We start from the raw sequence: 23594 nt of genomic DNA, 5'->3' as shown, positions 1-23594 counted from the left end.
AGCTTAGCGCTGAAGAGTTTGCGTCGAACGCGGAGAACTGACCTTGCGTCTGATCAGGTGCCTCGCGCCCATTGCGCTGGGCCTCATGATTCTTGTCGCCGCGTCCCCAGCACGCGCGCTTGACGCCGTCAGCGTCCGCAGCGACGCGCCCGCGATCGACCTCACCGCTGTGCTCGAGCACCAGCGCAGCGACGCTGACCGGATCCAGGTATCCACCGCGCCCGGCACCGACGGCATCGTCCGCCGCATCGAGGTGCGCGCCCGTGAGGGCGGCCAGAACTGGGTGGTATTCGCGCTCGCCAACAATACCGACGACCAGCTCGACCGCCTGATCGTCGCGCCGCATTACCGCATCGTCTCGTCGGGTCTCTTGTGGCCCGACCTCGGGCTGTCGCGCATCGCGACCATCACGCCCTCGATCGGCGACCGGCCCGAGCGCCAGGAGAGCGCGACCGCAGACGTCTTCCGCGTCACGCTCGACCCCGGCTCCGTCGTCACCTTCGTCGCGGAGCTGCGCACCGACAAGCTGCCGCAGCTCTATCTGTGGGAGCCGGAAGCCTACAAGGACAAGGTCAACTCGTTCACGCTCTACCAGGGCATCGTGATCGGCATCTCCGGCCTGCTTGCGCTCGTGCTCACCATCCTGTTCGTGGTGAAAGGCAGCATCATGTTCCCGGCGGCCGCAGCGCTCGCCTGGGCGGTGCTCGTCTATATCGGCGTCGATTTCGGCTTCTGGGGCAAGGTGCTCGACATGTCGAACAACGCCGAGCGCATCTGGCGCGCGGCGGGTGAAGCGATCTTGGCGGCGACGCTGCTGGTGTTCCTGTTCGCCTATCTCAACCTCAGCCGATGGCACGTGCGCTATTCGCACATCACGGTGGGCTGGCTCGCCTTCCTCGGCTCCCTCGTGGCGCTCGCCCTGTTCGACCCGGCTGTCGCTTCCGGCATCGCCCGCATCTCGCTGGTGCTGATCGCCTTCGCCGGCTTCGCGCTGATCGTCTATCTCTCGACCCACGGCTTCGACCGCGCGGTGCTGCTGATCCCGACCTGGTTCCTGCTCGTAATCTGGGTGGTCGCGGCCGGCATGACGGTCGCCGGCTCCGTGACCAACGACATCGTCGGACCCGCGCTGCTCGGCGGCCTCGTGCTGATCGTGATGCTGATCGGCTTCACGGTCATGCAGCACGCCTTCGCCGGCGGCGGCGCCACCACCGGCGTCGTGTCCGACATCGAGCGGCGGGCGCTCGCACTTGCCGGTTCCGGCGATCTGATCTGGGACTGGGACGTTTCCGCCGACAAGGTCTTCACCAGCCCCGAGACCGAAGCACTGCTCGGCCTGAAACGCGGCACATTGGAAGGGCCAGCCGCGACCTGGCTGGAGGTGCTGCATCCGCTGGATCAGGATCGCTTCCGCGCCGCGCTGGACAGCGTGCTCGACCAGCGCCGCGGCCGCCTGGTGCAGGATTTCCGCCTGCGCACGCCGGACGGTCATTTCATGTGGTTCGCGCTGAAGGCACGGCCCGTGGTCGGCTCCGACGGCGAGGTCTCGCGCGTTGTCGGCACGCTCACCGACGTCACCGAGCTGCGCAATGCCGAAGAACGCCTGCTGCACGATTCCGTGCATGACAACCTGACCGGCCTGCCCAACCGCAAGCTGTTCATGGACCGTCTCGGCGCCGTCGCCAATTTCGCCAAGACCATGCCGACGCTGCGGCCGACGCTGATGGTGATCGATCTCGATCGTTTCAAGCAGGTCAACGATTCCGTCGGCATCGCGGTCGGCGATTCCATCCTGCTCACGCTCGCCCGCCGCCTCACCCGAATCCTCAAGCCGCAGGATACGCTGGCACGGCTTGCCGGCGACCAGTTCGGCCTGATCCTGCTGTCGGAACAGGATCCCGCCCGCATCACCGCCTTCGCCGAGACCATCCGCAAGACCATCCGCGCGCCGATCGCCTTCAACGACCGTGAGATCTTCCTCACCGCCTCGATTGGCCTCGCGCTTTCTGATCCGCAGGTCCAGCTTACGGACGAGATCATCAAGGACGCCGAGCTTGCGATGTATCATTCCAAGCGCATCGGCGGCGACCGCATCGACGTCTATAAGCCGGCGATGCGCGCGCGAAAGACCGACCGCCTGACGCTGGAGAGCGAGCTTCGCCGCGCCATCGAGCGGCAGGAGATCACGATCCTCTACCAGCCGATCGTGCGATTGGAAGACCGCTCGATCGCCGGCTTCGAGGCGCTATCGCGCTGGGATCATCCAAAGCTCGGGCGGATGTCGCCGTCGGAATTCATCACGATTGCGGAAGAGACCGGGCTGATCGTCGACCTCGGCATGTTCGTGCTCGACCAGACCGCAAAACAGCTTTCGATCTGGCAGCGCGCGATGCGCGCGCGCGAGCCGATCTTCGCATCCGTCAACGTCTCCTCGCGGCAGCTCTTGCGCCACGACCTCATTCACGACATCCGCACCGTGCTGTCGCGCTCCTCGGTGGCACGCGGCACGCTGAAGCTGGAATTGACGGAGTCGCTGGTGATGGAGAATCCGGAGCATGCCGCGCAAATGCTGACGCGGATACGCGAGCTCGGCACCGGACTGTCGCTCGACGATTTCGGCACCGGCCATTCCTCGCTTTCCTATCTCCAGCGCTTCCCGTTCGACACCATCAAGATCGACCAGTCCTTCGTGCGCACCACGAACCGCGGCACCCGCCCGGTGATCCTGAAATCGATCATCGCGCTGGCGCACGATCTCGGCATGGACGTGGTGGCCGAGGGAGCCGAGACCGACTCGGATGCGGTCGAGCTCTACCAGCTCGGCTGCGAATACGCCCAGGGCTTCGCCTTCGGCGAGCCGATGGATGCCGACGCCGCGATGCGGCTGCTCACAGAAGTGCGGCTGGAAGCGGCGAGCTAGTCTGTCTTTCCCTCTACCCTTGCGGGAGAGGGTCCGCTCGCGAAGCGAGTGGGGGTGAGGGTCTCTCTCCGCGAGAGAACCTCACGCGGTTTTTTTCGCAGAGAGAGACCCCTCATCCGGCGCTTTGCGCCACCTTCTCCCGCAAGGGGAGAAGGGAAGACAGTACGCTGCTTGACTAGCGCCGCTTCTCGCTCGGCATCCGCCTGAACCTCACGCTCTTGCCGTCCGGCATCCGCGTCGCCGCGAAGCCTGCGGCGAGGCAGGCTTCGCGCTGCGGCATCTGGATGTCGGGGCTGCGCAGGCTGTCCCACCAGGAGGCGCGCTGCGCCGCACGCGGCAGGGCTGCGCCGATGATCTCCTCGATCTGGTCAAAGCTCAACACGAGCTCCATCTGCTTCTGCCGCTTCAGATAATCGCGCAACGCGTCGTAGTCGTTCACCGTCGTCCTCGATCGTTCATCGGAGCCCTGCCCTTGCCGAAAAGCGGCAGTCCCGGAAACCGTTTCTTAACTGATTGCAACGCCGGCGTCCCGGTTTAAAGACTACTCAAGATTTCAGGCGCATCCACTAGTGTCGGGAGCAAGCGATGCTGGCTGGATGGCGCGAAGGCACGGCTCGACGGCCGTGGCGGATCTCGGCGAAGTTGCTGATCATTTCGTCGGTCGTGACGGTGATCGGCTTTTCCGCCATTTGCGTCAACGTGATGCTGGACATGCGCCGAGGCGAGGAGGCGCTGGCCCGCCAGACCCTGGAAAACCTGGCCACGACCATCGAGGCCGACATCAGCCGCAACATCGAGATCTACGACCTGTCCCTGAGGGCGGTGGCCAGCAACATGCTGCTGCCGGAGATCGGGACGGTCAGCAAATCGATCCGGCAGCTCATCCTGTTCGACCACGCCACGACTGCCAAGCACTTTGGCGCCATTCAGGTGTTCGACGCCGACGGCAAGCTGACCATCGATGCATCCACGCTCGACCCGATCGCAGAGAATCGCGCCGACGAGGAGTATTTCAGGGTTCATCGCGACAACCCCAATGCGGGGCTGTTCATCAGCCGTCCGATGCTGTTTCGCGGCGCCTATGCCATCGTGCTGAGCCGGCGGGTCAACGATCAGGACGGCGGCTTCATGGGTGTCGTCGCCGGCTCGATCCGCTTCAGCTACTTCCACGAACTGTTCGAGCGGCTGAGCCTCGATCCGCAGGACACCATCACCGTGCTCAAGCGCGACCGCACCATCATGATGCGGCGGCCGTTCGATCTCGACGTGATCGGCAGGAATCTGAACGACCGGCAGAACTGGAAGGCGGACAATCTGAAGGAGGGCGGCTCCTATGCCGGACAGGGCCCGGTGGACATAACGCCGCGCCTCTATGTCCGCAGCGGCAGTGCCACTACCCCCCTGTTCGTGGTCGCGGGCAAGCCGCTCAGCACCGTGTTCGAGCTCTGGCAGAAGGAGGCCTTGCGCATCGGCGCCGTGGTGCTGGTGCTCGTATTGTTCGTGCTGGGCTCGACGGCGGTGCTGGCGCGCGAGATCGGCCGGCGCGCCAAGGCTGAGAACAAGCTCGAGGAGATGGCGACCACCGACGCGCTCACGGGCCTTCGCAATCGCCGCAAGTTCGATTCCGTCATCGACGTCGAATGGCGGCGCGCGATGCGCCAGAAGACGCCGGTCGCGCTTCTGATGATCGATGCCGATCACTTCAAGGCCTATAATGACACGTTCGGCCACCAGGCCGGCGATCAGGTGCTGGTCGGCATCGCCATCTGCATCTCCGATTCGGTGCGCCGCGCCGGCGATTGCGCCGCGCGCTATGGCGGTGAGGAATTCGCCGTTCTGCTGCCGGGCACCTCGGAAGGCGATGCATTCAAGATCGCCGAGACGATCCGCAGCAAGGTGCGGGGCTGGTCCGACGACCAGGCGAGCACGACGGTCTCCTGCGGCATCGCGAGCCTCGTCCCCGCGGCCGGCATGGACTGGTCCATCCTGGTGACCGCCGCCGACAAGGCGCTCTACGCCGCCAAGGCCGGCGGCCGCAACCAGTCGGTGGTCGCGAACATTCCGAAATTGTCGCTGGTGGCGTGATCGCACCACACCGTCATTGCGAGGAGCGAAGCGACGAAGCAATCCAGACTCTCGCCGCGGTGACAGCCTGGATTGCTTCGCTTCGCTCGCTATGACGCCTGAGGGGCAGCTCGCTATCCGCCCAGATACTTCTTCATCTCGGCGAGCAGGCCGTCGCGCAGCTCGGGGCGCTTCAGGCCGTAGGCGATGTTGGCGCGCAGGAAGCCGGCCTTGGAGCCGCAATCATGGCGCTCGCCCTCGAACTCGACGCCATAGAACTTCTGCGACTTGGCGAGCCCGATCATGGCGTCGGTGAGCTGGATCTCGCCGCCGGCGCCGCGTTCCTGGGTCTCCAGGATCTTGAAGATCTCGGGCTGGAGAATGTAGCGCCCGGTGATCGACAGGTTGGAGGGCGCGGTGCCCTTCGGCGGCTTTTCCACCATGCCGTCGACCTCGAAGATCTTGCCGGTGCGTTTTCCCACGCCGCAGATGCCGTATTGATGCGTGAGATGGTCCGGCACGGCCTCGACCGCGAGCACGTTGGACTTCTCGCCGAGCTGGCTTGCGGCCTCGATCATCTGCTTCAGGCAGCCCGGCGTGTTGAGCACGAGTTCGTCGGGCAGCACGACCGCGAATGGCTCGTTGCCGACGATGTCACGCGCGCACCAGACCGCGTGTCCGAGGCCAAGCGGCGCCTGCTGGCGGGTGAAGCTGACTGCGCCAGCCTCGGGCTGGTTCTGCGCGAGGACCTCCTGCTCCGCCTTCTTGCCGCGCGCCGCAAGCGTAGAGTCGAGCTCGAACATGCGGTCGAAATGGTCTTCTATGACGTTCTTGTTACGCCCGGTGACGAACACGAAATGCTCGATCCCAGCCTCCCTGGCCTCATCATAGACGTACTGGATCAGCGGCTTGTCGACGATGGTGAGCATTTCCTTGGGCATCGCCTTGGTGGCGGGCAGCACGCGGGTGCCGAGGCCGGCGACGGGGAATACGGCTTTGCGGATTTTCATGGGATTGATCGAATACCTTGCGACGTGCGGGCGTGGAGCAATGACATCTTGCTAGCCGGTTTGCAGCCGGTAACAAAGGCGGATGTTGGGCCCCCTGCCGCGGGATTCAAAGGAAAAGGCCGTCTACAAAATTTCACCTTTGTTAAGGTGTTGGCAACCGTAACAAGGGCCTCCTCCAGCCGGATTTTGGCCGCACAGGTGGGACATGATGCGATCGATGGCAGGACTTGCAGGAATGACCGGCGCAACCCTGGTTGCGGCCGCCCTCCTGTTCCCAGCTCAAGCGCGCGCGCAGGGATCAAACGGCCTGTCCAACCTGTTCGGCGGCATCTTCTCCGGCTCGTCGCCCGCGCAACCTGCACCCGGTCCAGGCGGCACGCAGACGGGAAGTCAATCCTGGAGCGGCGAGGACGGCGCCTCCGGCCATCCACTGATGACCGCAGCCGCGATCCGCGAGGCGGCCGCCAATTTTGACAATTGCGTTGCATCGATGTGGCCCGATGCCGCACGCCGCAACATCACCCAGGAGAATTTTCAGCGCTTCACCGCGGGGCTCACGCCGGACCTGCGCATCATGGATCTCCTGGATTCGCAGCCGGAGTTCACCAAGTCGATCTGGGATTATCTCGACATCCTCGTGAACGACAACCGCCTCGCCAAGGGCAAGGAGATCCTTGCCAGGTACAAGGCGCAGTTCGACGCCACCGAGAAAGCCTACGGCGTCGATCGCTATATCATCGCGGCGATCTGGGGTATCGAATCCAACTACTCGACCCAGATGGGCGACCGCAGCGTGCTGCAATCGACCGCGACGCTGGCCTGCATCGGCCGTCGCCAGGCCTATTTCAGGGATGAGTTCCTCTCCGCGCTGGAAATCCTCAACCGTGGCGATCTGAATCCTGAACAAATGCGCGGCTCCTGGGCCGGCGCGTTCGGCCCGACACAATTCATGCCGACCGCTTTCAAGCGCTTCGCGGTGGATGCCGATGGCGACGGAAGACGCGATGTGGTCGACAATCCGGCCGACCTGATCGCTTCCACCGCCAACAATCTGAAGAAGGACGGCTGGCAGAGCGGCGCGAGCTGGGGCTACGAGGTCGTGGTGCCCCAAGGCTTCAACTACATGCTGGCCGACCGCGCCAAGGCGATGACGATCGCGCAGTGGGAGCATCTCGGCATCGCGCGCGCCACGCGCCAGCCCTTCCCGCACCCGACCGACAAGGCCTATCTGCTGACGCCCGCCGGCGCCGCCGGGCCGGGCTTTCTGATGCTGCAGAATTTCCGCGTGATCATGAAGTACAATCCGGCCGAGGCCTATGCGCTGGCGATCGGCCATTTCGCCGACCGGCTGCGGGGCGGCCAGCCCTTCGTGCAGGCCTGGCCGCGGCAGGAGCGGGAGCTGTCCCGCGCCGAGCGCCTGGAATTGCAACAGCTTCTGGTCCAGCGCGGCTTTTACAAGGGCACGCCCGACGGCCAGTTCGGCGGCCAGACCCGGGACGCCCTTCGCAACTTCCAGGCCTCGATCGGGGCTCCCGCGGACGGATTTGCCTCCTCCGACATGCTGGAACGGCTGCGCGGGCGGTAATTCCGTCCCGAAAGTAACCCTGAGCACGAAATCCGGGCTCCGCCCTTGACGAGGGCAGCGGTTCCCCGGTGTATGACGTAATCAAATCTGCCCGTTTGCGGCCCGATTCCGTTATTATATCAGTCCAATTCCGAAACCGTGGCGCGCCTTCCGAACCCATGTCGAAGCCGAAATCATTCTTCAAGGCGTTGACCGAGACCGGCCCGTTGATCGCGCTGGGGACGGCGCTTGCGATCATGGTGTCGGTTGCCGGCCCCGCGTCGGCGCAGTTCTTCAACTTCCCCGGCTTCGGCGGACCATCGCGACCCGCCCCGCCCCGCAGCGGCGGCGGCTGGTTCGGCGGCGACTTCTTCGCGCCCTTCCAGCAGCAACAGCCGCAGGCACCGCGCCAGGATTTTTCGCGCGCGCCCGCGCCTGCCAAGCGCGACACGATCCCCGAGCGCAATGTGCTCGTGATCGGCGATTCCATGGCCGACTGGCTCGCTTATGGCCTTGAGGATGCCTACACCGAGCAGCCCGACATGGGCGTGATCCGCAAGCACAAGACCACGTCCGGCCTGATCAAGTACCAGCCGAAGGGCGAGCCCTCGGACTGGGCTGCCGCGGCGAAGGGCATTCTCGAAACCGAGAAGCCCGACGTCATCGTCGTCATGCTCGGCCTGAACGACCGCCTGGCGATCCGTGAGCCCGCTGCAGACAAGTCCGACAAGCCCGCGGACAAGAAGAATGACAAGGGCGCGCGCGCCAAGCCGCAGGGCAAGCCGGGCGACGCCAAGACCGACGCCAAGCCCGGCACGGATGCCGCTGCCAAATCCGACGACAAGGCTGCGGACACCGACCTGCCGCAGGACGACGCCGACAATGCCGATGCGCCGCAGACCGCGGCGCCGGAAAAGACCGCGCGCTCGCCGAACGGGCTTTATGAATTCCGCGACGACCGCTGGGTCGAGCTCTACGGCAAGAAGATCGAGGAGCTGATCGGCGTGCTCAAGGCCAAGGGCGTTCCGGTGCTCTGGGTCGGCCTGCCCGCGATCCGCGGTCCGAAGGGCACGGCGGACATGCTGTTCCTGGATTCGCTCTATCGCGAAGGCGCGGCCAAGGGCGGCATCACCTATGTGGACGTCTGGGACGGCTTTGTCGACGAAGCGGGCCGCTTCCTCCAGAAGGGTCCCGACTTCGAAGGCCAGATCCGTCAGCTCCGCACCTCTGATGGCGTCTATTTCACCAAGGCTGGCGCACGCAAGCTCGCCCATTATGCCGAGCGCGAGATTACGCGTCTGCTGGCAGGGCGCTCAGGCCCGATCGCCTTGCCCAGCGAGCCGGCAACGCCCGACACCAGCGCCGAGCCCGGCAAGCCCGCGCCGCGGCCGCTGGCGGGACCGATCGTGCCGCTGGTTGCGGCCTCGATCGCGACCGATCAGTTGTTGGGCGGACCGGGATCGCGTCCGGCCGCCGTCGATGCACTCGCGGCCAAGACGCTGGTGAAGGGCGAGCCGCTAACGCCGCCGGCAGGCCGCGCCGACGATTATGCCTGGCCACGGCGCGAGGTCGGTCGCGAGCAGGCCAAGGGCGATACGCCGGTCGCGGCGACGACGCCTGAGGGCAGCGCCCCCAATCCAAATGCGGCAACGCCGAGTGCAGCCGCCGCGATCGCGCCGCCAAAGCTCGCGCCCAAGAAGCCATCTTCGCAGCCGCCCGTGCAACCGCCGGCACAGCAACCGGCGCAGGCGACGCCGTCGTTGCGCGATTTCTTCGGCTTCGGTTCGCCGCCGGCTCCGCGTCAACTGGCGCCGCAGCCGCCGCGCAATCCTACTCCCAATCCCGCCATCCCGCGTCCGCCTGCCAACGTGGGGCGATCGGCGGAATTCAATCCGCCGCGATAACCCGTAGGCTAGCTGTAGTAACGCCAACGCGACGGCGGGCGGCGAGCTGGCCGCGACATCAACAGCGCGAGCGCGAAGCCGATACCGCCGGCGACCAGCAGCGCACCGAGCGGGTTGTCCTGCACTCTCTTTGCAAGTGCCTGCGTACCGTCGCGCAATGTATCCTGGCCGGCGTCATAAGCGTCCTTCGCATAGCCGGCAGCGGTATCCGTGGCATCGCGCGCGGCATCCTTCGCCTGGCCGTACAGGTTCTGCACGGTGCCGGCCGCCTCGCGCGCCTTGGCCGAGGCCTGCGTCTTCGCGTCTCCCGTCATCTCGCCGACCGCACCTTCGACGCGTCCGGCAAACTCCTTGGCTGATCCGGCAATCCGATCGTTGTCCATGTTGGTCCTCCTCGGGGGTCAGCCGAAGTAACCGATCAGCCGCAGCGCAGTTCCGTATCGTCGCTCAGAGAATGAGCCCGCCGTCGACGACGATGGTCTGGCCAACGATGTAGGACGACAACGGTGAAGCCAGGAACAAGGCCGCGCCGGCCATGTCGGCCGGCGTGCCTAATCGCCGCAGCGGAATGCGTGACAGTGCGCTCTCGAGCCGCTGGGGATTGGAGGTCGTGACCTTCGTCATCTTGGTATCGACGAGCCCCGGCGCGATGCCGTTGACGCGGATGCCTTCCCCGGCCCAGGCTTCGCCGAGCGTGCGCGTCAATCCAACCGCGCCGGTCTTCGAGGCATTGTAGGCCGGATTGCCCATGGTGGAGTGATAGGCCGCAGTCGACGAGACGATGATCAGCACTCCGCGCGAATCCCGCAGCATGGGATGAAAGCGCGTGGCACAGGCCATCAGGCTCATGAGATTGACTTCGAGCACCCTGCGGAAGCCGGCCATCTCGAATTCACCGCGGCGATAGATCACTGCGCCCTGTGCCAGCACCAGCACGTCGAGACGTTCGAACGACGGCTTGAACGCGTCGATCGCCCTGGCGTCGCTGACGTCGAGCTGGGCGTAAGTGAGATCCGTGAGATCCGAGCCTTCTTCCGCCGAATAGTCGTTCGCATGGGCGCGGGTGCCGCAGACGGCAACCTGCCCACCCTTGGCGCGAAAGGCCTGCGCGATGCCATTGCCGATGCCGCTGGAACCGCCGACGACCAGCACCTGCCTGCTTGAGAAATCGAGCTCGTTCATCGCGGGCCTCCCTTTGCTTTTCTTGGTTTGTTTGACCTGTATTCAGATCGATGCCAGCCTCGTCGACTGCATAACAATAATCAAGCAGACCTCGAGGAAACAGCATGCCGGAGTTCAAGCAACTCAGCCGATCCGTCAGAGGAATGACCGTTCTCATTACCGGCGCAGCAAGCGGCATGGGACGCGCCACGGCACGCGTGTTCGCCGCTGAAGGCGCCAATGTCGCCGTGACCGACTATGATCCGGAAGGCGCGCAAGCGGTTGCCAGGGAGATCACTGCGAGCGGCGGCTCTGCCCATGCGTGGAAGCTCGACGTTGCCGACGCGAGGGAGATCGGCCACGTGGTCGGCGACGCCGCCGCGCATTTCGGCGGGCTCGACATCGTCGTCAACAATGCCGGAATTTCCGTGCGCGTCGCGATCGACGACGAAAGTTACGAAGACGCCTGGGCCAAGGGTATCGCGGTGATGCTGACGGCGCATCCGCGCATCATCCGCGCCGCTCTCCCGCACCTGCGCAAATCGAAAAGCCCGCGCATCGTCAACATCGCCTCCACCGAGGCGCTCGGCGCTACCGCGCTGCACAGCCCCTATTCCGCTGCCAAAGGCGGCGTTGCGAGCCTGACGCGCTCGCTCGCCGTCGAGCTTGGGCGCGAAGGCATCACCGTGAACTGCATCTGTCCCGGGCCGATCCGCACCGCGATCACCGACCGCATTCCGGAAGATCACAAGACGATCTACGCCAAGCGCCGCACCGCGCTTGGCCGCTATGGCGACCCCGAGGAGGTCGCGCACATGACCCTGAGCCTGTGCCTGCCAGCGGCATCGTTCCTGACCGGCGCCGTGATCCCGGTCGATGGCGGCTTGATGGCGCGGAACGCGTGAGAGCCATGTGCGCGCAGAGCGTTGACATCGGCAGACGCGGGGATAGCCTTTTCACCGACAGAGCGGGCCAACCGCTCGCGGGCCCCGGGAGAACGCCAGGAGAATCGCAATGACGATCGCCATCCGGCAGCTTCAGAAGCATTTTGTCGGCGAGGTTTCGGGACTCGATCTGCGCCAGCCGCTCACAAGGGATGAGGCGCAGCAGATCGAGGCTGCGATGGACAAATACGCGGTGCTGGTTTTTCACGACCAGGACATCACCGACGAGCAGCAGATGGCTTTCGCGCTGAATTTCGGCCAGCGCGAGGATGCGCGCGGCGGCACCGTCACCAAGGACAAGGACTACCGCCTCTCCTCGGGCCTGAATGATGTCAGCAATCTCGGCAAGGACGGCAAGCCGCTGGCGAAGGACAGCCGCACGCATCTGTTCAACCTCGGCAATTGCCTTTGGCATTCCGACAGCTCGTTCCGGCCGATCCCTGCAAAGTTCTCGCTGCTGTCGGCGCGCGTGGTGAACCCGAAGGGCGGCAACACCGAATTTGCCGACATGCGTGCGGCCTACGACGCACTCGACGAGGAGACCAAGGCGGAGATCGAGGAAATGATCTGCGAGCATTCGCTGATGTATTCGCGCGGCTCGCTCGGCTTCACCGAATACAGCGACGAGGAAAAGGCGATGTTCAAGCCGGTGTTGCAGCGCCTGGTGCGCACGCACCCCGTACATCGCCGCAAGTCGCTGTACCTGTCCTCACATGCCGGCAAGATCGTCGGCATGAGCGTGCCCGAGGGTCGGCTCTTGCTGCGCGATCTCAACGAGCACGCGACGCAAGGAGAATTCGTCTACGTGCACAAATGGAAGCTGCATGATCTCGTGATGTGGGACAACCGCCAGACCATGCACCGCGTCCGCCGCTACGACCAGTCGCAACCCCGCGACATGCGCCGGGCGACGGTGGCGGGCACCGAGCCGACGGTGCAGCAGCAGGCGGCGGAGTAGCGACGTGCCCCGCTGTCGTCCCGGCGAAGAGTGTTGCAGCAGCTACGCGTGCCCGGCCTCGTTCGAGAGCATGCCGGGATCGATGCCGATCTTGCGCAAGGCCCGCGCGTACTTGTCCTCGACGTCGTCGCCGAAGATCAGATCCGCGTCGGCATCGCAATGCAGCCAGCCGTTGCTCTGGATCTCGGTCTCGAGCTGACCCGGCGCCCAGCCGGCATAGCCGAGAGCGAGGATCGCACGCTTCGGGCCGGAGCCGTTGGCGATCGCGCGCAGGATGTCGACGGTCGCGGTGAGGCAGACGCCGTCGTCGATCCGCAGCGTCGCGTTCTCGATGTAGAAGTCGCTCGAATGCAGCACGAAGCCGCGCCCCGTATCGACCGGGCCGCCGCGCAATACCTTCATGCTTTCGGCGTTCTCCGGCAGCTCGATCTGCGCGCCCTTCTTGATGATACCGAGTTGCTCCAGCAACTCCGGAAAATCGATGCTGCCGGCGGGATGATTGACGATGATGCCCATCGCCCCCTCGGCCGAATGGGCGCAGAGATAGATCACCGAGCGCTCGAAGCGAGGGTCGCCCATGACCGGCATGGCAATCAGGAGCCGCCCGTCGAGATAGCCCGCCGAATTGGGGACGGCGGGGCCGGCCGCCGGTGTGCTGTCTCCCGTTCGCTTGCCTGCAGAACCCATCGGTGAAGCACTCCCCTCTCGGTTCATATCCTGATGTCGGGCTTGCTCGCTGTCAAATCAAGGCTTGCGTGGACCGAATTCCCAAAGCCTAATTTGCAGGCCAAATTCCCAAGCCTGATTCCAATGCATCCATCACAAGCAATTCAATGGTTTGCGCCGGATCGACCCTGTAAAGACGTGCCATGCTCACCATAGTTCCCAAGCACGCCGCGACCATCGTCGCCGCAACCTTGCTCGTGTCGGTGCAACCTTCGAGCGTCCGCGCCGACGATGCCTCGCCCTGGCAGCGCGACGGCCATTCCGCCGTGCGCCTCCTGGCGGGATCGCGCAGCGGCCCGGTGCTGCTCGGCGGTATCGCATTCCAACTTCAGCACGGCTGGAAGACCTATTGGCGCACGCCCGGCGATTCCGGCGTTCCGCCGCGTTTCGACTTCTCCAAGTCCGAAAATGTCGAAGCTGTGACCGTGCTGTGGCCGGCGCCTCTGAAATTCGACGACGGGGCCGGCGGTCATTCGATCGGCTATCACGACCAGATCGTGCTGCCATTGCGCATCGTCGCCAAGGTCCCGGACAAGCCGGTGACCCTGCGCGCGGAAATCAACTATGCGGTTTGCGAAAAGCTCTGCATCCCCGTTGAAGCCAGCGCAGAGCTCGGCTTCAACAGCGTCGCCTCGACCGAGGACGGCGCGCTGTTCGCGGCGCTCGACACCGTGCCCAAGCCCGCCAATATCGGCGATCCCACGCCGTTGACCATCCGCGACGTCAAGCGCGAGGGCGCGACCAAGGTGCTGGTCGACGTGGCCGCGCCCGACGGGCGCGACGTCAACCTGTTCGTGGAGGGACCTACGCCCGACTGGGCGCTGCCGATCCCCTCGCCCGTCGAGCACAGCCCTGCAGGCGTGAAGCGCTTCACCTTCGAACTCGACGGTCTGCCGCCCGGCGCCAAGCCCGACGGCGCCGCGTTGAAGTTCACGCTGGTGGGGCCGGAGAAGTCATACGAGTTCAATGTGAATCTGGATTGACCCACCGTGTCGTCCTGGACAAGCGAAGCGCAGATTCAGGACCCATATCTCCCTTCTAATAGCTCCCCCCTGGAGCAATGGGTCCTGGCTTTCGCCAGGACGACATTGGTAAGGGTGTGCTCCCACCCAACCGTTTCTTAACGAATGGTTGCTACGTCCAGCCTGCCGCATCATGCGGGAGCGCAGGGATCTTCCACGTGGCCGTGATGGACACACAACCCGCAACGAGTGAGCCTGTCGGCCTCATCGCGCGGCTGCGTGCCAGGCTGACCGGCGGCACGAGCGAGGCCTCGCTGACGCGGCGGCTCGCGGGTACCATCTTCCTCATCCGCGTGATCAGCGCAGGTCTTGCCTATCTGTCGCAGATCCTGCTGGCGCGCTGGATGGGCACGTCCGACTACGGCGTCTACGTCTACGTCTGGACCTGGGTCCTGCTGCTCGGCAGCATGATGGACTTCGGCATCTCGGCTTCCGCACAGAAGATCATTCCGGAATACCGCACCAGCGGCGAGCAGGCGCTGCTGCGCGGCTTTCTCTCCGGCAGCCGCTGGCTGACCTTTGCCGTCTCGACCGCCGTTTCGCTTGCGCTGGCAGGCCTCGTCCTCCTGCTCTCGCCTTGGATCGATCCGGCCGCACGGCTCCCGCTCTATATCGGCTGCATGACGCTGCCGGCCTTCGTCGTCGCCAACACCCAGGACGGCATCGCCCGCGCGCACGACTGGATGCAGCTCGGCCTGATGCCGCAATTCGTCATCCGCCAGGGGCTGATCATCGGCATCACCGCGTCCGCCTTCCTGCTCGGCTTTCATCTTGGCGCGACCGCCGCGATGGTCGCAAGCGCCGGCGCAGTGTGGATCGCGATGACCGGCCAGATGGTCGTGCTCAATCGCAAACTCGCTGATCACGTCAAGGACGGCCCCAAGGCCTACGACATCAGCGGCTGGCTTGCGATCTCGCTGCCGATCCTGCTGGTCGAGAGCTTTTACCTGCTGTTGTCCTACACCGACGTGCTGGTGCTCCAGCAGTTCCGCCCCTCCGACGAGGTCGGCGTCTATTTCGCCGTGGTGAAAACGCTGGCCCTGGTGTCCTTCATCCACTACGCGATGTCGGCGACGACGGCGCATCGCTTTGCCGAATACAACGCGCTCGGCGACCAGCGCCGCCTGTCGGCCTATGTGGCGCATGCCATCAACTGGACGTTCTGGCCCTCGCTCGCCGCGACCGCCGTGCTGCTGGCGCTCGGCAGGCCGCTGCTCTGGCTTTTCGGGCCGCAATTCGTGATCGGTTACGACATCATGTTCATCGCCGCTGTCGGGCTCGTGGTGCGCGCCGCGATCGGGCCGGTCGAGCGCCTCCTCAACATGCTCGGCCACCAGAAGATCTGCGCGCTCGCCTACGCGCTGGCCTTCGTGATGAACGTCATCCTCTGCATCGCACTGGTGCCGCGCTTCGGCGGCCACGGCGCGGCCGCCGCAACGTCAATCTCGCTTACCTTCGAAACCGTGCTGTTGTTCTGGATCGTGCGGCAGCGGCTCGGCCTGCACGTGCTGGCGTTTGGCCAATAGGTAGCAAAAAACACCTCTCCCGCACGGAACCTTTTCGGCCCCTTCGTCGTTTGACTTCGCCCTGCGCCGCAAAACGGTCATTTCGTGGGGAGGGGGCATTTGAGCAAAAATCACCACCAATCGCCAATCGGCGCACAATTTTTTCTTATTTTTCCGCGGTCCATTGCCGTCGGCAGTGACTTTATTCTACGCGTATTGCGTGACCAACGAGATAAACCTAGACTCGCCCAAACATGATTGACCCGCTCTACGTCGCTTCAGGATTCGGCGTCGGCCTGCTTGTCGGGATGACCGGCGTTGGCGGCGGCTCGCTGATGACCCCGCTGCTGATCCTGTTGTTCGGCGTTCATCCCTCGACCGCGGTCGGGACCGACCTGCTCTACGCGGCCGGCACCAAGACTGGCGGCAGCGTGGTGCATGGCTGGTCGCGCAGCGTGCATTGGCCCGCCGTGCTGCGGCTGGCCTGCGGCAGCATTCCGGCGAGCGCGCTGACGTTGCTGGTGCTGTGGAAGCTCGATCTCAAGAGCGACGCCGAGCGCGGCCTGGTCAATCTGGTGTTGTGCTTCGCGCTCATGCTGACCGCGACCTCGCTGATCTTCCGCAAGGCGATCATGGAGCGATATCGCAGGACGCTCGAAGGCATCGACGACCGCACCACGGCCATCGCGACCGTGGTCACCGGTGCGGTGCTGGGCGTGCTGGTCTCGATCTCATCGGTCGGCGCCGGCGCGGTCGGCGTGACCGTGCTGCTCCTGCTCTACCCGCGCCTGCCGATGGCGACCATCGTCGGCTCCGACATTGCGCACGCTGTTCCGCTGACGCTGGTGGCCGGCACCGGACACTGGGCGCTTGGTGACGTCGATTGGGGGCTGATGGGTGTGCTGCTGATGGGCTCGCTGCCCGGTATCGTGCTCGGCAGCTACAGTGCCACGCGCGTGCCGGAGACGGTGCTGCGCCTGACGCTTGCGAGCGTCCTCTTCGTGGTTGCCGGCAAGATCATGTTTGCCGAACTCAATTTGTCGTCGGCGATCGTCACCGCGCTGGCCTGGACTCACTAAAAAATGGCGGGGCAATGCCCCGCCATGCCGCGAACCTGACACCTACTCCGCCGTCCAGCCACCGTCGATCGAGAGATTGGTTCCGGTGATCTGCGCGGCGTCGTCGCTGCACAGGAACAGCGCCAGTGACGCCACCTGCTCGGAGGTGACGAACTCCTTCGTCGGCTGCGCATCGAGCAGCACGTCATGAATGACCTGCTCGCGCGTCAGGTTGCGTGCCTTCATCGTGTCGGGGATCTGCTTCTCGACCAGCGGCGTCCAGACATAGCCGGGGCTGATGCAGTTGCAGGTGATCTTGTGGGTCGCAACTTCGAGCGCCACGGTCTTGGTGAGGCCTGCGATGCCGTGCTTGGCCGAGACATAGGCCGACTTGAAGGGCGAGGCGACCAGCGAGTGCGCGGAAGCCGTGTTGATGATGCGGCCCCAGCCCTTCTTCTTCATGCCGGGCACCGCGGCGCGGATGGCGTGGAAGGCCGAGGACAGGTTGATCGCGATGATCTGATCCCACTTCTCGATCGGGAATTCCTCGATCGGCGAGACGAACTGGATGCCGGCATTGTTGACGAGGACGTCGACCGAGCCGAAGGTCTTCTCGCCGAGCGCGATCATCTCCGCAATCTCGGCAGGCTTGGTCATGTCGGCGGGCGAATAGACCGCCTTCACCTTGAAATCGGCCTCGATCTTGGCGCGCTCCTTCTCGATGTCCTCGGGCGAGCCGAAACCGTTGATGACGACGTTGGCGCCGGCCCCCGCGAAGGCACGCGCATAAGCGAGCCCGATGCCGCTGGTCGATCCGGTCACGACGGCGTTCTTGCCTGACAAGCTACCCATATCATTCACTCCTGGTTGCGGCCGGGGGCGCGGTGACATCCCCCGTGAGATCGTAGGTCACCATGGTTTCGCCGGATTGCGGCTTTTCGAGCCAATCCTTGTGGCGCATCGACAGGTGCACGTCGCGCACGCCGGCCTCCCAATGCTCGACCATGGCGACATGCGAGAAGTCGTAATCCTTGGAAGAGGATTCGTAGTTCTTGCTGCGATAGATCAAGTGCACCACCGTGACGGTGCTTTCGCGCGACGCCTTGGCGAGGAACTCGACGGAAGGATCGTTCTTCAGATAATCGGGCAATTTGCCGATCAGGTCGCGCACCGCCCTGCGGGCATTGTGCAATTGCTTGTTCTTGTCGGTGTTCATCCGGGTGCGGCTGGAAAAACGGATGTCCTTCTCGCGCTCGGCGGCCTCGAGCAGCGAGTTCGGCAAGTCGCCACGCGCGCTGAACAGGTCGACCTGGAAGATCAGCATGTCGCGTTCGACCTCGGCGTCGAGCACGTAGTCGAGCGGCGTATTGGAGGCGATGCCGCCGTCCCAATAATGCTCGCCGTCGATGATGATCGACGGGAAGCCCGGCGGTAGCGCACCGGAGGCCATGATGTGCTCGGGGCCGATCGTCTTGCCGAGCTTCTTGAATTCATAATTGTCGAAATACTTGAAGTTGCCCGAGGTGACGCCAACCGCACCGACCGACAGGCGCGTCTTCAAATCATTGATGCGATCGAAGTCCACCAGCCGCTCCAGTGTCTTCTTGAGCGGCGCAGTGTCGTAATAACTCTCTGCTTCCGGATGGCCGGGCGGCCAGAGCGGTGCGGGCGGGACGCGCGGGACGAAGAAGCCGGGCACGCCGAAGGTTGCGATCAGCGCGGCGCTCGTGGAATTGAACAGTTCGCGGCTGTGGTCACTCTTGCCGACCGGCTTCCACGGCACCGGCGCCGACACCATCTCCCAGAATTCCTTCAGCCGCTTGACGCGGGTCTGGCCTTCATTGCCGGCAATGATCGCGGCGTTGACGGCGCCGATCGAGATACCGGCAACCCATTCCGGCTCGAAGCCGAAATGGCACAGCGACTGATAGGCGCCCGCTTGATAGGAGCCGAGCGCACCACCACCCTGGAGTACCAGGACGCGCTGCGCATTGGCGGGGATTCTGTTCGATGCCGGGCCTTGATGATCGGTCATGAGGGGATCAATGAACTGAGGGCGGCCCACCGTGATCCCAGTTCACGGCGGCGTCAATGTTTTGGGGATCAAGACTGGCTTATCGGGGCTCGGTTGCCGCCATAATCATCGTCCAGAACACCTTGTATTTGGTGTTCGGAGCATAGCTCGCCGCTATGCCCAATTTTGTGACACCGTTTTTGAGCATGTTGGCACGGTGCGGAGGCGAGTCGCGCCAACCGGAAAATGCTTCTGCCAGCGTATGATAGCCAGCCGAGATGTTTTCGACCGCGACGGTCGCCGGATAGCCGCCCGCGGCGAGCCGCTTGGCGAGCGGCGCACGGACGTCGTGGTCCATCTTGTTGGCGGCCGCCATGGCCTGGGACTGGGATTCGGCCAGTCGCATCAGGTCGGGATCGATGATGACGGTGCCGAGACCGTTGTTCTGGCGGTACTGCGAGATCATCACGGCGGCAGCCTGCGCATCGAGCCGCGCGCCTGCCACCGCCATGTCGGCATACATCGACGGCTGTTCGACCGGTGCTTCGTTGCCCGCGCAGCCGGCGAGAAGCAAAGCGATGAGAATTGCGGCCGCAGCACGCATGAATCAGGGCCCCCAGAAAAAGACGGGCCGTTGTTGCATACCAACCGTGGCTGAAAGGTGAATTTTACGGAAATTTGGCTCGTCATTCCGGGTTCGACGCGGAGCCTGTCAGCGGGCCGCGCTTTGTGCGGCCCCGTTGACATCGCCCCGGAACGACGAGCGTCAAGAACTCGCAAATATCCGGTAGCGGCGGGGCTCGAGTCCGATCTTGTCGCCGGACCGTAGCTCCTTGTCGCGAGGGGCGTCGATCTCGATGGTTTCGCCGCCAAACAGCGCGACTTCGGCCCGCTGCACGGGACCGAAGTTCCGCACATGCTGCACGGCGCCCTCGAAGGCGCCGCTGCCGGGCGGACCGACCAGCATATCGTGTCGCCGCACGAACAGTCGTGACGCGCCAGACGCGAGCCCGTCGGCCGTGAGCCCGAGCGGCCGGCCGTCAAGCCGGACCACGCCATCAGCAACCTGAACCGGCAGCTCGATGGATTCTCCGATGAAACCATGCACGAAGGCAGTTGCCGGGCTCTCATAAACATCAGCGGGCGAGCCGATCTGCTCGATCTTGCCCTTGTCCATCACCACGACCCGATTGGCGACCTCGAGCGCCTCCTCCTGGTCATGCGTGACGAAGATCGAGGTGACGTTGATCTCGTTGTGCAGCGAGCGCAGCCATTTGCGCAGCTCCTTGCGCACCTTCGCATCCAGCGCACCAAAGGGCTCGTCAAGCAACAGGATTCGCGGCTCGATCGCGAGCGCGCGCGCCAGCGCGATACGCTGGCGCTGGCCGCCCGAGAGCTGGCTCGGATAGCGGTCGGCAAGCCAGTCGAGCTGCACGAGATCGAGCAGCTCCTTCACCCGCGCGCGGATCACCGCTTCCTCTTTCCGCACCGCGCGCGGCTGCACGCGCAGGCCGAAGGCGACGTTCTCGAACACCGTCATGTGTCGGAACAGCGCGTAGTGCTGGAACACGAAACCGACATGGCGCTCGCGCGCGCCCTGCGCAAGCGCATCCTCGCCGTTGAAAGAGACTTCACCGGAATCCGGCCAGTCCAGGCCGGCGATGATCCGAAGCAGCGTCGTCTTGCCGGAGCCGGACGGCCCGAGCAGTGCGAGCAGCTCGCCATTGTCGACCTTGAGGTCGACGCCGTCGAGCGCCGCGAAGCTCCCGAACTTCTTGACGAGATTCTTGACTTCAATGGTCACGGGCGTCGTGTCCTTCGTCCAGGTGACGTTCGAGAATGGTCTTGGCGATCAGCGTGATCAGCGCCAGCATCGCGAGCAGCGAGGCGATCGCAAACGCGGCGACGAACTGGTATTCGTTGTAGAGGATCTCGACCAAGAGCGGCATGGTGTTGGTCTCGCCGCGGATATGGCCGGAGACGACGGAGACCGCGCCGAACTCGCCCATCGCGCGCGCATTGCAGAGCAGCACGCCATAGAGCACGCCCCATTTGATGTTCGGCAAGGTCACGCGGAAAAACGTTTGCAGGCCCGAAGCACCGAGCGAGATCGCCGCTTCCTCCTCCTGCGTGCCCTGTTCCTGCATCAAGGGGATCAGCGCGCGCGCCACGAAGGGGAAGGTCACGAACGTGGTGGCGAGCGCGATGCCGGGCACCGCGAACAGGATCTGGATGTTGTGGTCGCGCAGCCAGCCGCCGAAATAGCCCTGCGCGCCGAACAAGAGCACGAACACGAGACCCGAGATCACGGGGCTGACCGAGAACGGCAGGTCGATCAGCGTGATCAGGAAGGTCTTGCCCTTGAACTCGAATTTCGCGATCGCCCAGGCCGCGACCAGACCGAATACGAGATTGAGGCCGACCGAGATCGCCGCCACCAGCAGCGTCAGCCGGATCGCAGCCAGCGCCTCCGGCTCCGACAACGCCGCGAGATAGGCCATGATGCCCTTGGAGAAGGCCTGCGCGAACACGACGACCAACGGCAGCACGACGAAGACGGTGAGGAAGAGGACCGCTGCGGAAATGATCGCGATGCGCACTGCCTTCGGTTCGGTACGAAGGTTCTTGCGCGCCGCGACCGCATGCAGGCGCGCTTTCGCGTCGGGCCTGGAGAGCGAAACCGAGTCTGCGATCTGCATCGTCATCGTATCAGCCCTCAACGTGCCGGTATCCGGTCCTGCGCCCAGCGCTGCAACCGGTTGACCGCGAAGATGATGACGAAGGACACGACGAGCATGACGACCGCGATCGCGGTCGCATCGGCATAGCGGAACTCGGAAAGCCGGATCACGATCAAAAGCGGCGCGATTTCCGAGACGTTGGGCAGGTTGCCGGCAATGAAGATCACCGAGCCGTATTCACCCACGGCGCGCGCGAAGGCGAGCGCCAGGCCCGTCAGCAATGCCGGCCCGAGCGAGGGCAGGATCACGCGGATGATGGTCTGCCAGCGACTGGCCCCCAGACTGCCCGCGGCCTCCTCGATCTCGGGATCGAGATCCTGCAGCACCGGCTGAACGGTGCGCACGACGAAGGGGATGCCGATGAAGATCATGGCGATGAAGATGCCGAGCGGCGTGAATGCCACCTTGATGCCCAGCGCCGCCAGCGGCGCGCCCAGCCAGCCCTTCTCGGCAAACAGCGAGGTCAGCGCGACGCCGGCAACGGCGGTCGGCAGCGCAAAGGGTACGTCGACGATGGCATCGAACAGCCGCCGGCCCGGGAAGCGGTAACGTACCAGCGCCCAGACGATGATGCTGCCCATGACGAGGTTGACGCAGGCCGCAGCGAAAGCGAGGCCGAAAGACACGCGCAGCGCATTCAGCGTGCGGCGGCTGGAGAGGATGGCCCAGAACTGCTCGGGGCTGAGCTCGAGCGTGCGCAGGAACAGGCCTGCGAGCGGAATCAGGATGATGATCGACAGCCAGGACAGCGTCAGTCCCATCGTGAGACCGAAGCCCGGCAATGTCCGTCGTCGTAAAGCGATTGCGCTCACCGGGCCCCCTGCTAAAGCCTCCTAAAGCGCGATGAGATCGGAATGAATCGTCATCGCGCTCTACGTTATTGTTTGAGCATCATCTTCTCGGAAAACCGCCTCGCATTTTGCGCTAACGCGGCCCTCCGGATCCGGATCATGCTCTAGGACAGTGCCCGATCAGTTCTTGTAGATCTGATCAAAGACACCGCCGTCGGCAAAATGTTCCTTCTGCGCCTTGGTCCAGCCGCCGAACACGTCGTCGATCGTGAACAGCTCGACTTTTGCGAAAGAATTCTCGTATTTCTTCGCGATCTCCGGATCGCGCGGTCGGTAGAAATTGCGCGCGGCGATTTCCTGACCTTCCTTGGTGTACCAATATTGCAGGTAGGCATCGGCCACGCTGCGCGTGCCTTTCTTGTCGGCGACCTTGTCGACGATCGTGACCGGCGGCTCGGCGAGGATCGAGAGCGGCGGCGCCACGATTTCGAACTTCTCGGGGCCGAACTCCTTCAGTGCCAGATATGCCTCGTTCTCCCAGGCGAGCAGCACGTCGCCGACGCCACGCTCCACGAAAGTCACGGTCGATCCGCGGGCGCCGGTATCGAGCACCGGCACCTGCTGGTAGAGCTTGCCGATGAACTCCTTCGTCTTGTCGACGGAGCCGTACTTCTTCAGCGCATAGCCCCAGGCGGCAAGATAGTTCCAGCGCGCACCACCCGAGGTTTTCGGGTTCGGCGTGATGACGGCAACGCCGGGCTTGACCAGATCGTCCCAGTCCTTGATGCCCTTGGGATTGCCCTTGCGTACCAGGAACACGATGGTCGAGGTATAGGGCGAGGAATTCTGCGGCAGGCGCTTCTGCCAGTCGGCCGCGGTGAGACCCTTTGTCGCGATCGCGTCGATGTCGTAGGCGAGCGCGAGCGTCACCACGTCGGCCTGCAATCCGTCGATCACCGCACGCGCCTGCGATCCGCTGCCGCCATGCGACTGCTTGATCTCGACGCTCTTGCCTGTCTCCTTCTGATAGGCGTTCGCGAACGCCTTGTTGAACTCGACATAGAGCTCGCGCGTCGGATCATACGATACGTTCAACAGGTTGATGTCAGCAGCGAAAGCCGAGCTTGCCCAGAGGAGGCCTGCCGCGAGCGGAACAATACGGCGGATCATGTCCATCTCCATTGACCTCGACGACATCGGCGTCATCGATGG

General features: G+C 64.3%; 21 protein-coding genes. 9 read left to right on the top strand and 12 right to left on the bottom strand.

What is annotated here, in order from left to right; translation table 11 throughout:
• The first annotated feature begins 43 nt into the window (after window positions 1–43).
• On the top strand, window positions 44–2920 hold the full coding sequence (locus tag ACV1FX_RS14685; protein ID WP_473118272.1) for an EAL domain-containing protein: 2877 nt from the start codon (window positions 44–46) through the stop codon (window positions 2918–2920).
• A 175-nt stretch (window positions 2921–3095) separates the two neighbouring features.
• Here the strand turns inward: ACV1FX_RS14685 and ACV1FX_RS14680 are convergent, their stop codons facing one another.
• Complete coding sequence (locus tag ACV1FX_RS14680; protein WP_473118271.1) at window positions 3096–3359, bottom strand: DUF7662 domain-containing protein; 264 nt, start codon at window positions 3357–3359, stop codon at window positions 3096–3098.
• 146 nt (window positions 3360–3505) lie between these two features.
• On the opposite strand from ACV1FX_RS14680, the gene ACV1FX_RS14675 reads away from it, so the two are divergent.
• Window positions 3506–5005 carry a GGDEF domain-containing protein gene (locus ACV1FX_RS14675; RefSeq protein WP_473118270.1) on the top strand — a complete coding sequence of 500 codons (1500 nt, stop codon included), beginning with the start codon at window positions 3506–3508 and terminating at the stop codon, window positions 5003–5005.
• A 113-nt stretch (window positions 5006–5118) separates the two neighbouring features.
• Here the strand turns inward: ACV1FX_RS14675 and ACV1FX_RS14670 are convergent, their stop codons facing one another.
• Entirely contained in the window at window positions 5119–5994 is an 876-nt protein-coding gene (locus ACV1FX_RS14670; RefSeq protein ID WP_473118269.1) for a UTP--glucose-1-phosphate uridylyltransferase, read from the bottom strand.
• Between the two features lie 235 nt (window positions 5995–6229).
• Between ACV1FX_RS14670 and ACV1FX_RS14665 the strand changes: the two genes are divergently transcribed.
• Together ACV1FX_RS14665 and ACV1FX_RS14660 are read left to right on the top strand one after the other, a co-directional pair.
• On the top strand, window positions 6230–7579 hold the full coding sequence (locus tag ACV1FX_RS14665; protein ID WP_473118268.1) for a lytic murein transglycosylase: 1350 nt from the start codon (window positions 6230–6232) through the stop codon (window positions 7577–7579).
• Window positions 7580–7737: 158 nt separating this feature from the next.
• Window positions 7738–9462, top strand: coding sequence for an SGNH/GDSL hydrolase family protein (locus ACV1FX_RS14660; protein WP_473118267.1), 1725 nt, complete (start codon window positions 7738–7740; stop codon window positions 9460–9462).
• A gap of 8 nt (window positions 9463–9470) precedes the next feature.
• Here ACV1FX_RS14660 and ACV1FX_RS14655 read toward each other — a convergent pair whose 3' ends face one another.
• Together ACV1FX_RS14655 and ACV1FX_RS14650 are read right to left on the bottom strand one after the other, a co-directional pair.
• Window positions 9471–9845, bottom strand: a complete 375-nt coding sequence (locus tag ACV1FX_RS14655; RefSeq protein WP_473118266.1) for a CsbD family protein — start codon at window positions 9843–9845, stop codon at window positions 9471–9473.
• Between the two features lie 64 nt (window positions 9846–9909).
• Window positions 9910–10644 carry an SDR family NAD(P)-dependent oxidoreductase gene (locus tag ACV1FX_RS14650; protein ID WP_473118265.1) on the bottom strand — a complete coding sequence of 245 codons (735 nt, stop codon included), beginning with the start codon at window positions 10642–10644 and terminating at the stop codon, window positions 9910–9912.
• A 104-nt stretch (window positions 10645–10748) separates the two neighbouring features.
• On the opposite strand from ACV1FX_RS14650, the gene ACV1FX_RS14645 reads away from it, so the two are divergent.
• Both ACV1FX_RS14645 and ACV1FX_RS14640 read left to right on the top strand, forming a co-directional pair.
• Entirely contained in the window at window positions 10749–11528 is a 780-nt protein-coding gene (locus tag ACV1FX_RS14645; protein WP_473118264.1) for an SDR family NAD(P)-dependent oxidoreductase, read from the top strand.
• 109 nt (window positions 11529–11637) lie between these two features.
• Window positions 11638–12525 (top strand): TauD/TfdA dioxygenase family protein, encoded by an 888-nt coding sequence (locus ACV1FX_RS14640; RefSeq protein WP_473118263.1) that lies wholly within the window; start codon window positions 11638–11640, stop codon window positions 12523–12525.
• A gap of 42 nt (window positions 12526–12567) precedes the next feature.
• Here the strand turns inward: ACV1FX_RS14640 and ACV1FX_RS14635 are convergent, their stop codons facing one another.
• Window positions 12568–13212 carry a YqgE/AlgH family protein gene (locus tag ACV1FX_RS14635; protein WP_473118262.1) on the bottom strand — a complete coding sequence of 215 codons (645 nt, stop codon included), beginning with the start codon at window positions 13210–13212 and terminating at the stop codon, window positions 12568–12570.
• A gap of 182 nt (window positions 13213–13394) precedes the next feature.
• On the opposite strand from ACV1FX_RS14635, the gene ACV1FX_RS14630 reads away from it, so the two are divergent.
• The 3 genes from ACV1FX_RS14630 to ACV1FX_RS14620 all read left to right on the top strand — a co-directional run bounded on the left by ACV1FX_RS14630 (window position 13395) and on the right by ACV1FX_RS14620 (window position 16857).
• Window positions 13395–14234, top strand: coding sequence for a protein-disulfide reductase DsbD domain-containing protein (locus ACV1FX_RS14630; protein ID WP_473118261.1), 840 nt, complete (start codon window positions 13395–13397; stop codon window positions 14232–14234).
• Between the two features lie 197 nt (window positions 14235–14431).
• Complete coding sequence (locus tag ACV1FX_RS14625) at window positions 14432–15799, top strand: oligosaccharide flippase family protein (protein WP_473118260.1); 1368 nt, start codon at window positions 14432–14434, stop codon at window positions 15797–15799.
• A gap of 233 nt (window positions 15800–16032) precedes the next feature.
• A complete protein-coding gene (locus ACV1FX_RS14620) occupies window positions 16033–16857 on the top strand; it encodes a sulfite exporter TauE/SafE family protein (RefSeq protein WP_473118259.1) in 825 nt (274 codons plus the stop codon).
• 42 nt (window positions 16858–16899) lie between these two features.
• Here ACV1FX_RS14620 and ACV1FX_RS14615 read toward each other — a convergent pair whose 3' ends face one another.
• The 7 genes from ACV1FX_RS14615 to ACV1FX_RS14585 form a co-directional block, all read right to left on the bottom strand.
• The gene (locus ACV1FX_RS14615) at window positions 16900–17688 is read right to left on the bottom strand and encodes a 3-hydroxybutyrate dehydrogenase (protein ID WP_473118258.1); all 789 of its coding nucleotides are present in this window, start codon (window positions 17686–17688) and stop codon (window positions 16900–16902) included.
• Window position 17689: 1 nt separating this feature from the next.
• A complete protein-coding gene (locus ACV1FX_RS14610; RefSeq protein ID WP_473118257.1) occupies window positions 17690–18871 on the bottom strand; it encodes a DUF3734 domain-containing protein in 1182 nt (393 codons plus the stop codon).
• Between the two features lie 79 nt (window positions 18872–18950).
• Window positions 18951–19454: a CAP domain-containing protein gene (locus ACV1FX_RS14605; protein ID WP_473118256.1), complete on the bottom strand. Its 504-nt coding sequence runs from the start codon at window positions 19452–19454 to the stop codon at window positions 18951–18953.
• A gap of 162 nt (window positions 19455–19616) precedes the next feature.
• A complete protein-coding gene (locus ACV1FX_RS14600; protein ID WP_473118255.1) occupies window positions 19617–20654 on the bottom strand; it encodes a sulfate/molybdate ABC transporter ATP-binding protein in 1038 nt (345 codons plus the stop codon).
• Window positions 20644–21555: a sulfate ABC transporter permease subunit CysW gene (cysW, locus tag ACV1FX_RS14595; protein ID WP_473118254.1), complete on the bottom strand. Its 912-nt coding sequence runs from the start codon at window positions 21553–21555 to the stop codon at window positions 20644–20646. The genes ACV1FX_RS14600 and cysW overlap by 11 nt, the downstream gene beginning before the upstream one ends.
• Window positions 21556–21566: 11 nt before the next feature.
• Window positions 21567–22403 (bottom strand): sulfate ABC transporter permease subunit CysT, encoded by an 837-nt coding sequence (gene cysT, locus ACV1FX_RS14590; RefSeq protein ID WP_473118253.1) that lies wholly within the window; start codon window positions 22401–22403, stop codon window positions 21567–21569.
• A gap of 159 nt (window positions 22404–22562) precedes the next feature.
• Entirely contained in the window at window positions 22563–23564 is a 1002-nt protein-coding gene (locus ACV1FX_RS14585; RefSeq protein ID WP_473118451.1) for a sulfate ABC transporter substrate-binding protein, read from the bottom strand.
• Window positions 23565–23594: the final 30 nt, after the last annotated feature.

It is taken from the genome of Bradyrhizobium ingae, from assembly GCF_055791185.1.
The sequence above is the reverse complement of the archived record's forward strand: the minus strand, read 5'-3'. Positions and strand labels throughout refer to the sequence as shown.

Coding starts and splice junctions, on each gene's coding strand:
- ACV1FX_RS14640 (WP_473118263.1), top strand. CDS start 11,638: ATGACGATCGCCATCCGGCAGCTTCAGAAGCATTTTGTCGGCGAGGTT.
- ACV1FX_RS14585 (WP_473118451.1), bottom strand. CDS start 23,564: ATGGAGATGGACATGATCCGCCGTATTGTTCCGCTCGCGGCAGGCCTC.
- ACV1FX_RS14605 (WP_473118256.1), bottom strand. CDS start 19,454: ATGCGTGCTGCGGCCGCAATTCTCATCGCTTTGCTTCTCGCCGGCTGC.
- ACV1FX_RS14620 (WP_473118259.1), top strand. CDS start 16,033: ATGATTGACCCGCTCTACGTCGCTTCAGGATTCGGCGTCGGCCTGCTT.
- ACV1FX_RS14610 (WP_473118257.1), bottom strand. CDS start 18,871: ATGACCGATCATCAAGGCCCGGCATCGAACAGAATCCCCGCCAATGCG.
- ACV1FX_RS14675 (WP_473118270.1), top strand. CDS start 3,506: ATGCTGGCTGGATGGCGCGAAGGCACGGCTCGACGGCCGTGGCGGATC.
- ACV1FX_RS14635 (WP_473118262.1), bottom strand. CDS start 13,212: ATGGGTTCTGCAGGCAAGCGAACGGGAGACAGCACACCGGCGGCCGGC.
- ACV1FX_RS14645 (WP_473118264.1), top strand. CDS start 10,749: ATGCCGGAGTTCAAGCAACTCAGCCGATCCGTCAGAGGAATGACCGTT.
- ACV1FX_RS14665 (WP_473118268.1), top strand. CDS start 6,230: ATGACCGGCGCAACCCTGGTTGCGGCCGCCCTCCTGTTCCCAGCTCAA.
- ACV1FX_RS14630 (WP_473118261.1), top strand. CDS start 13,395: ATGCTCACCATAGTTCCCAAGCACGCCGCGACCATCGTCGCCGCAACC.
- ACV1FX_RS14650 (WP_473118265.1), bottom strand. CDS start 10,644: ATGAACGAGCTCGATTTCTCAAGCAGGCAGGTGCTGGTCGTCGGCGGT.
- ACV1FX_RS14615 (WP_473118258.1), bottom strand. CDS start 17,688: ATGGGTAGCTTGTCAGGCAAGAACGCCGTCGTGACCGGATCGACCAGC.
- ACV1FX_RS14655 (WP_473118266.1), bottom strand. CDS start 9,845: ATGGACAACGATCGGATTGCCGGATCAGCCAAGGAGTTTGCCGGACGC.
- ACV1FX_RS14670 (WP_473118269.1), bottom strand. CDS start 5,994: ATGAAAATCCGCAAAGCCGTATTCCCCGTCGCCGGCCTCGGCACCCGC.
- ACV1FX_RS14660 (WP_473118267.1), top strand. CDS start 7,738: ATGTCGAAGCCGAAATCATTCTTCAAGGCGTTGACCGAGACCGGCCCG.
- cysW (WP_473118254.1), bottom strand. CDS start 21,555: ATGACGATGCAGATCGCAGACTCGGTTTCGCTCTCCAGGCCCGACGCG.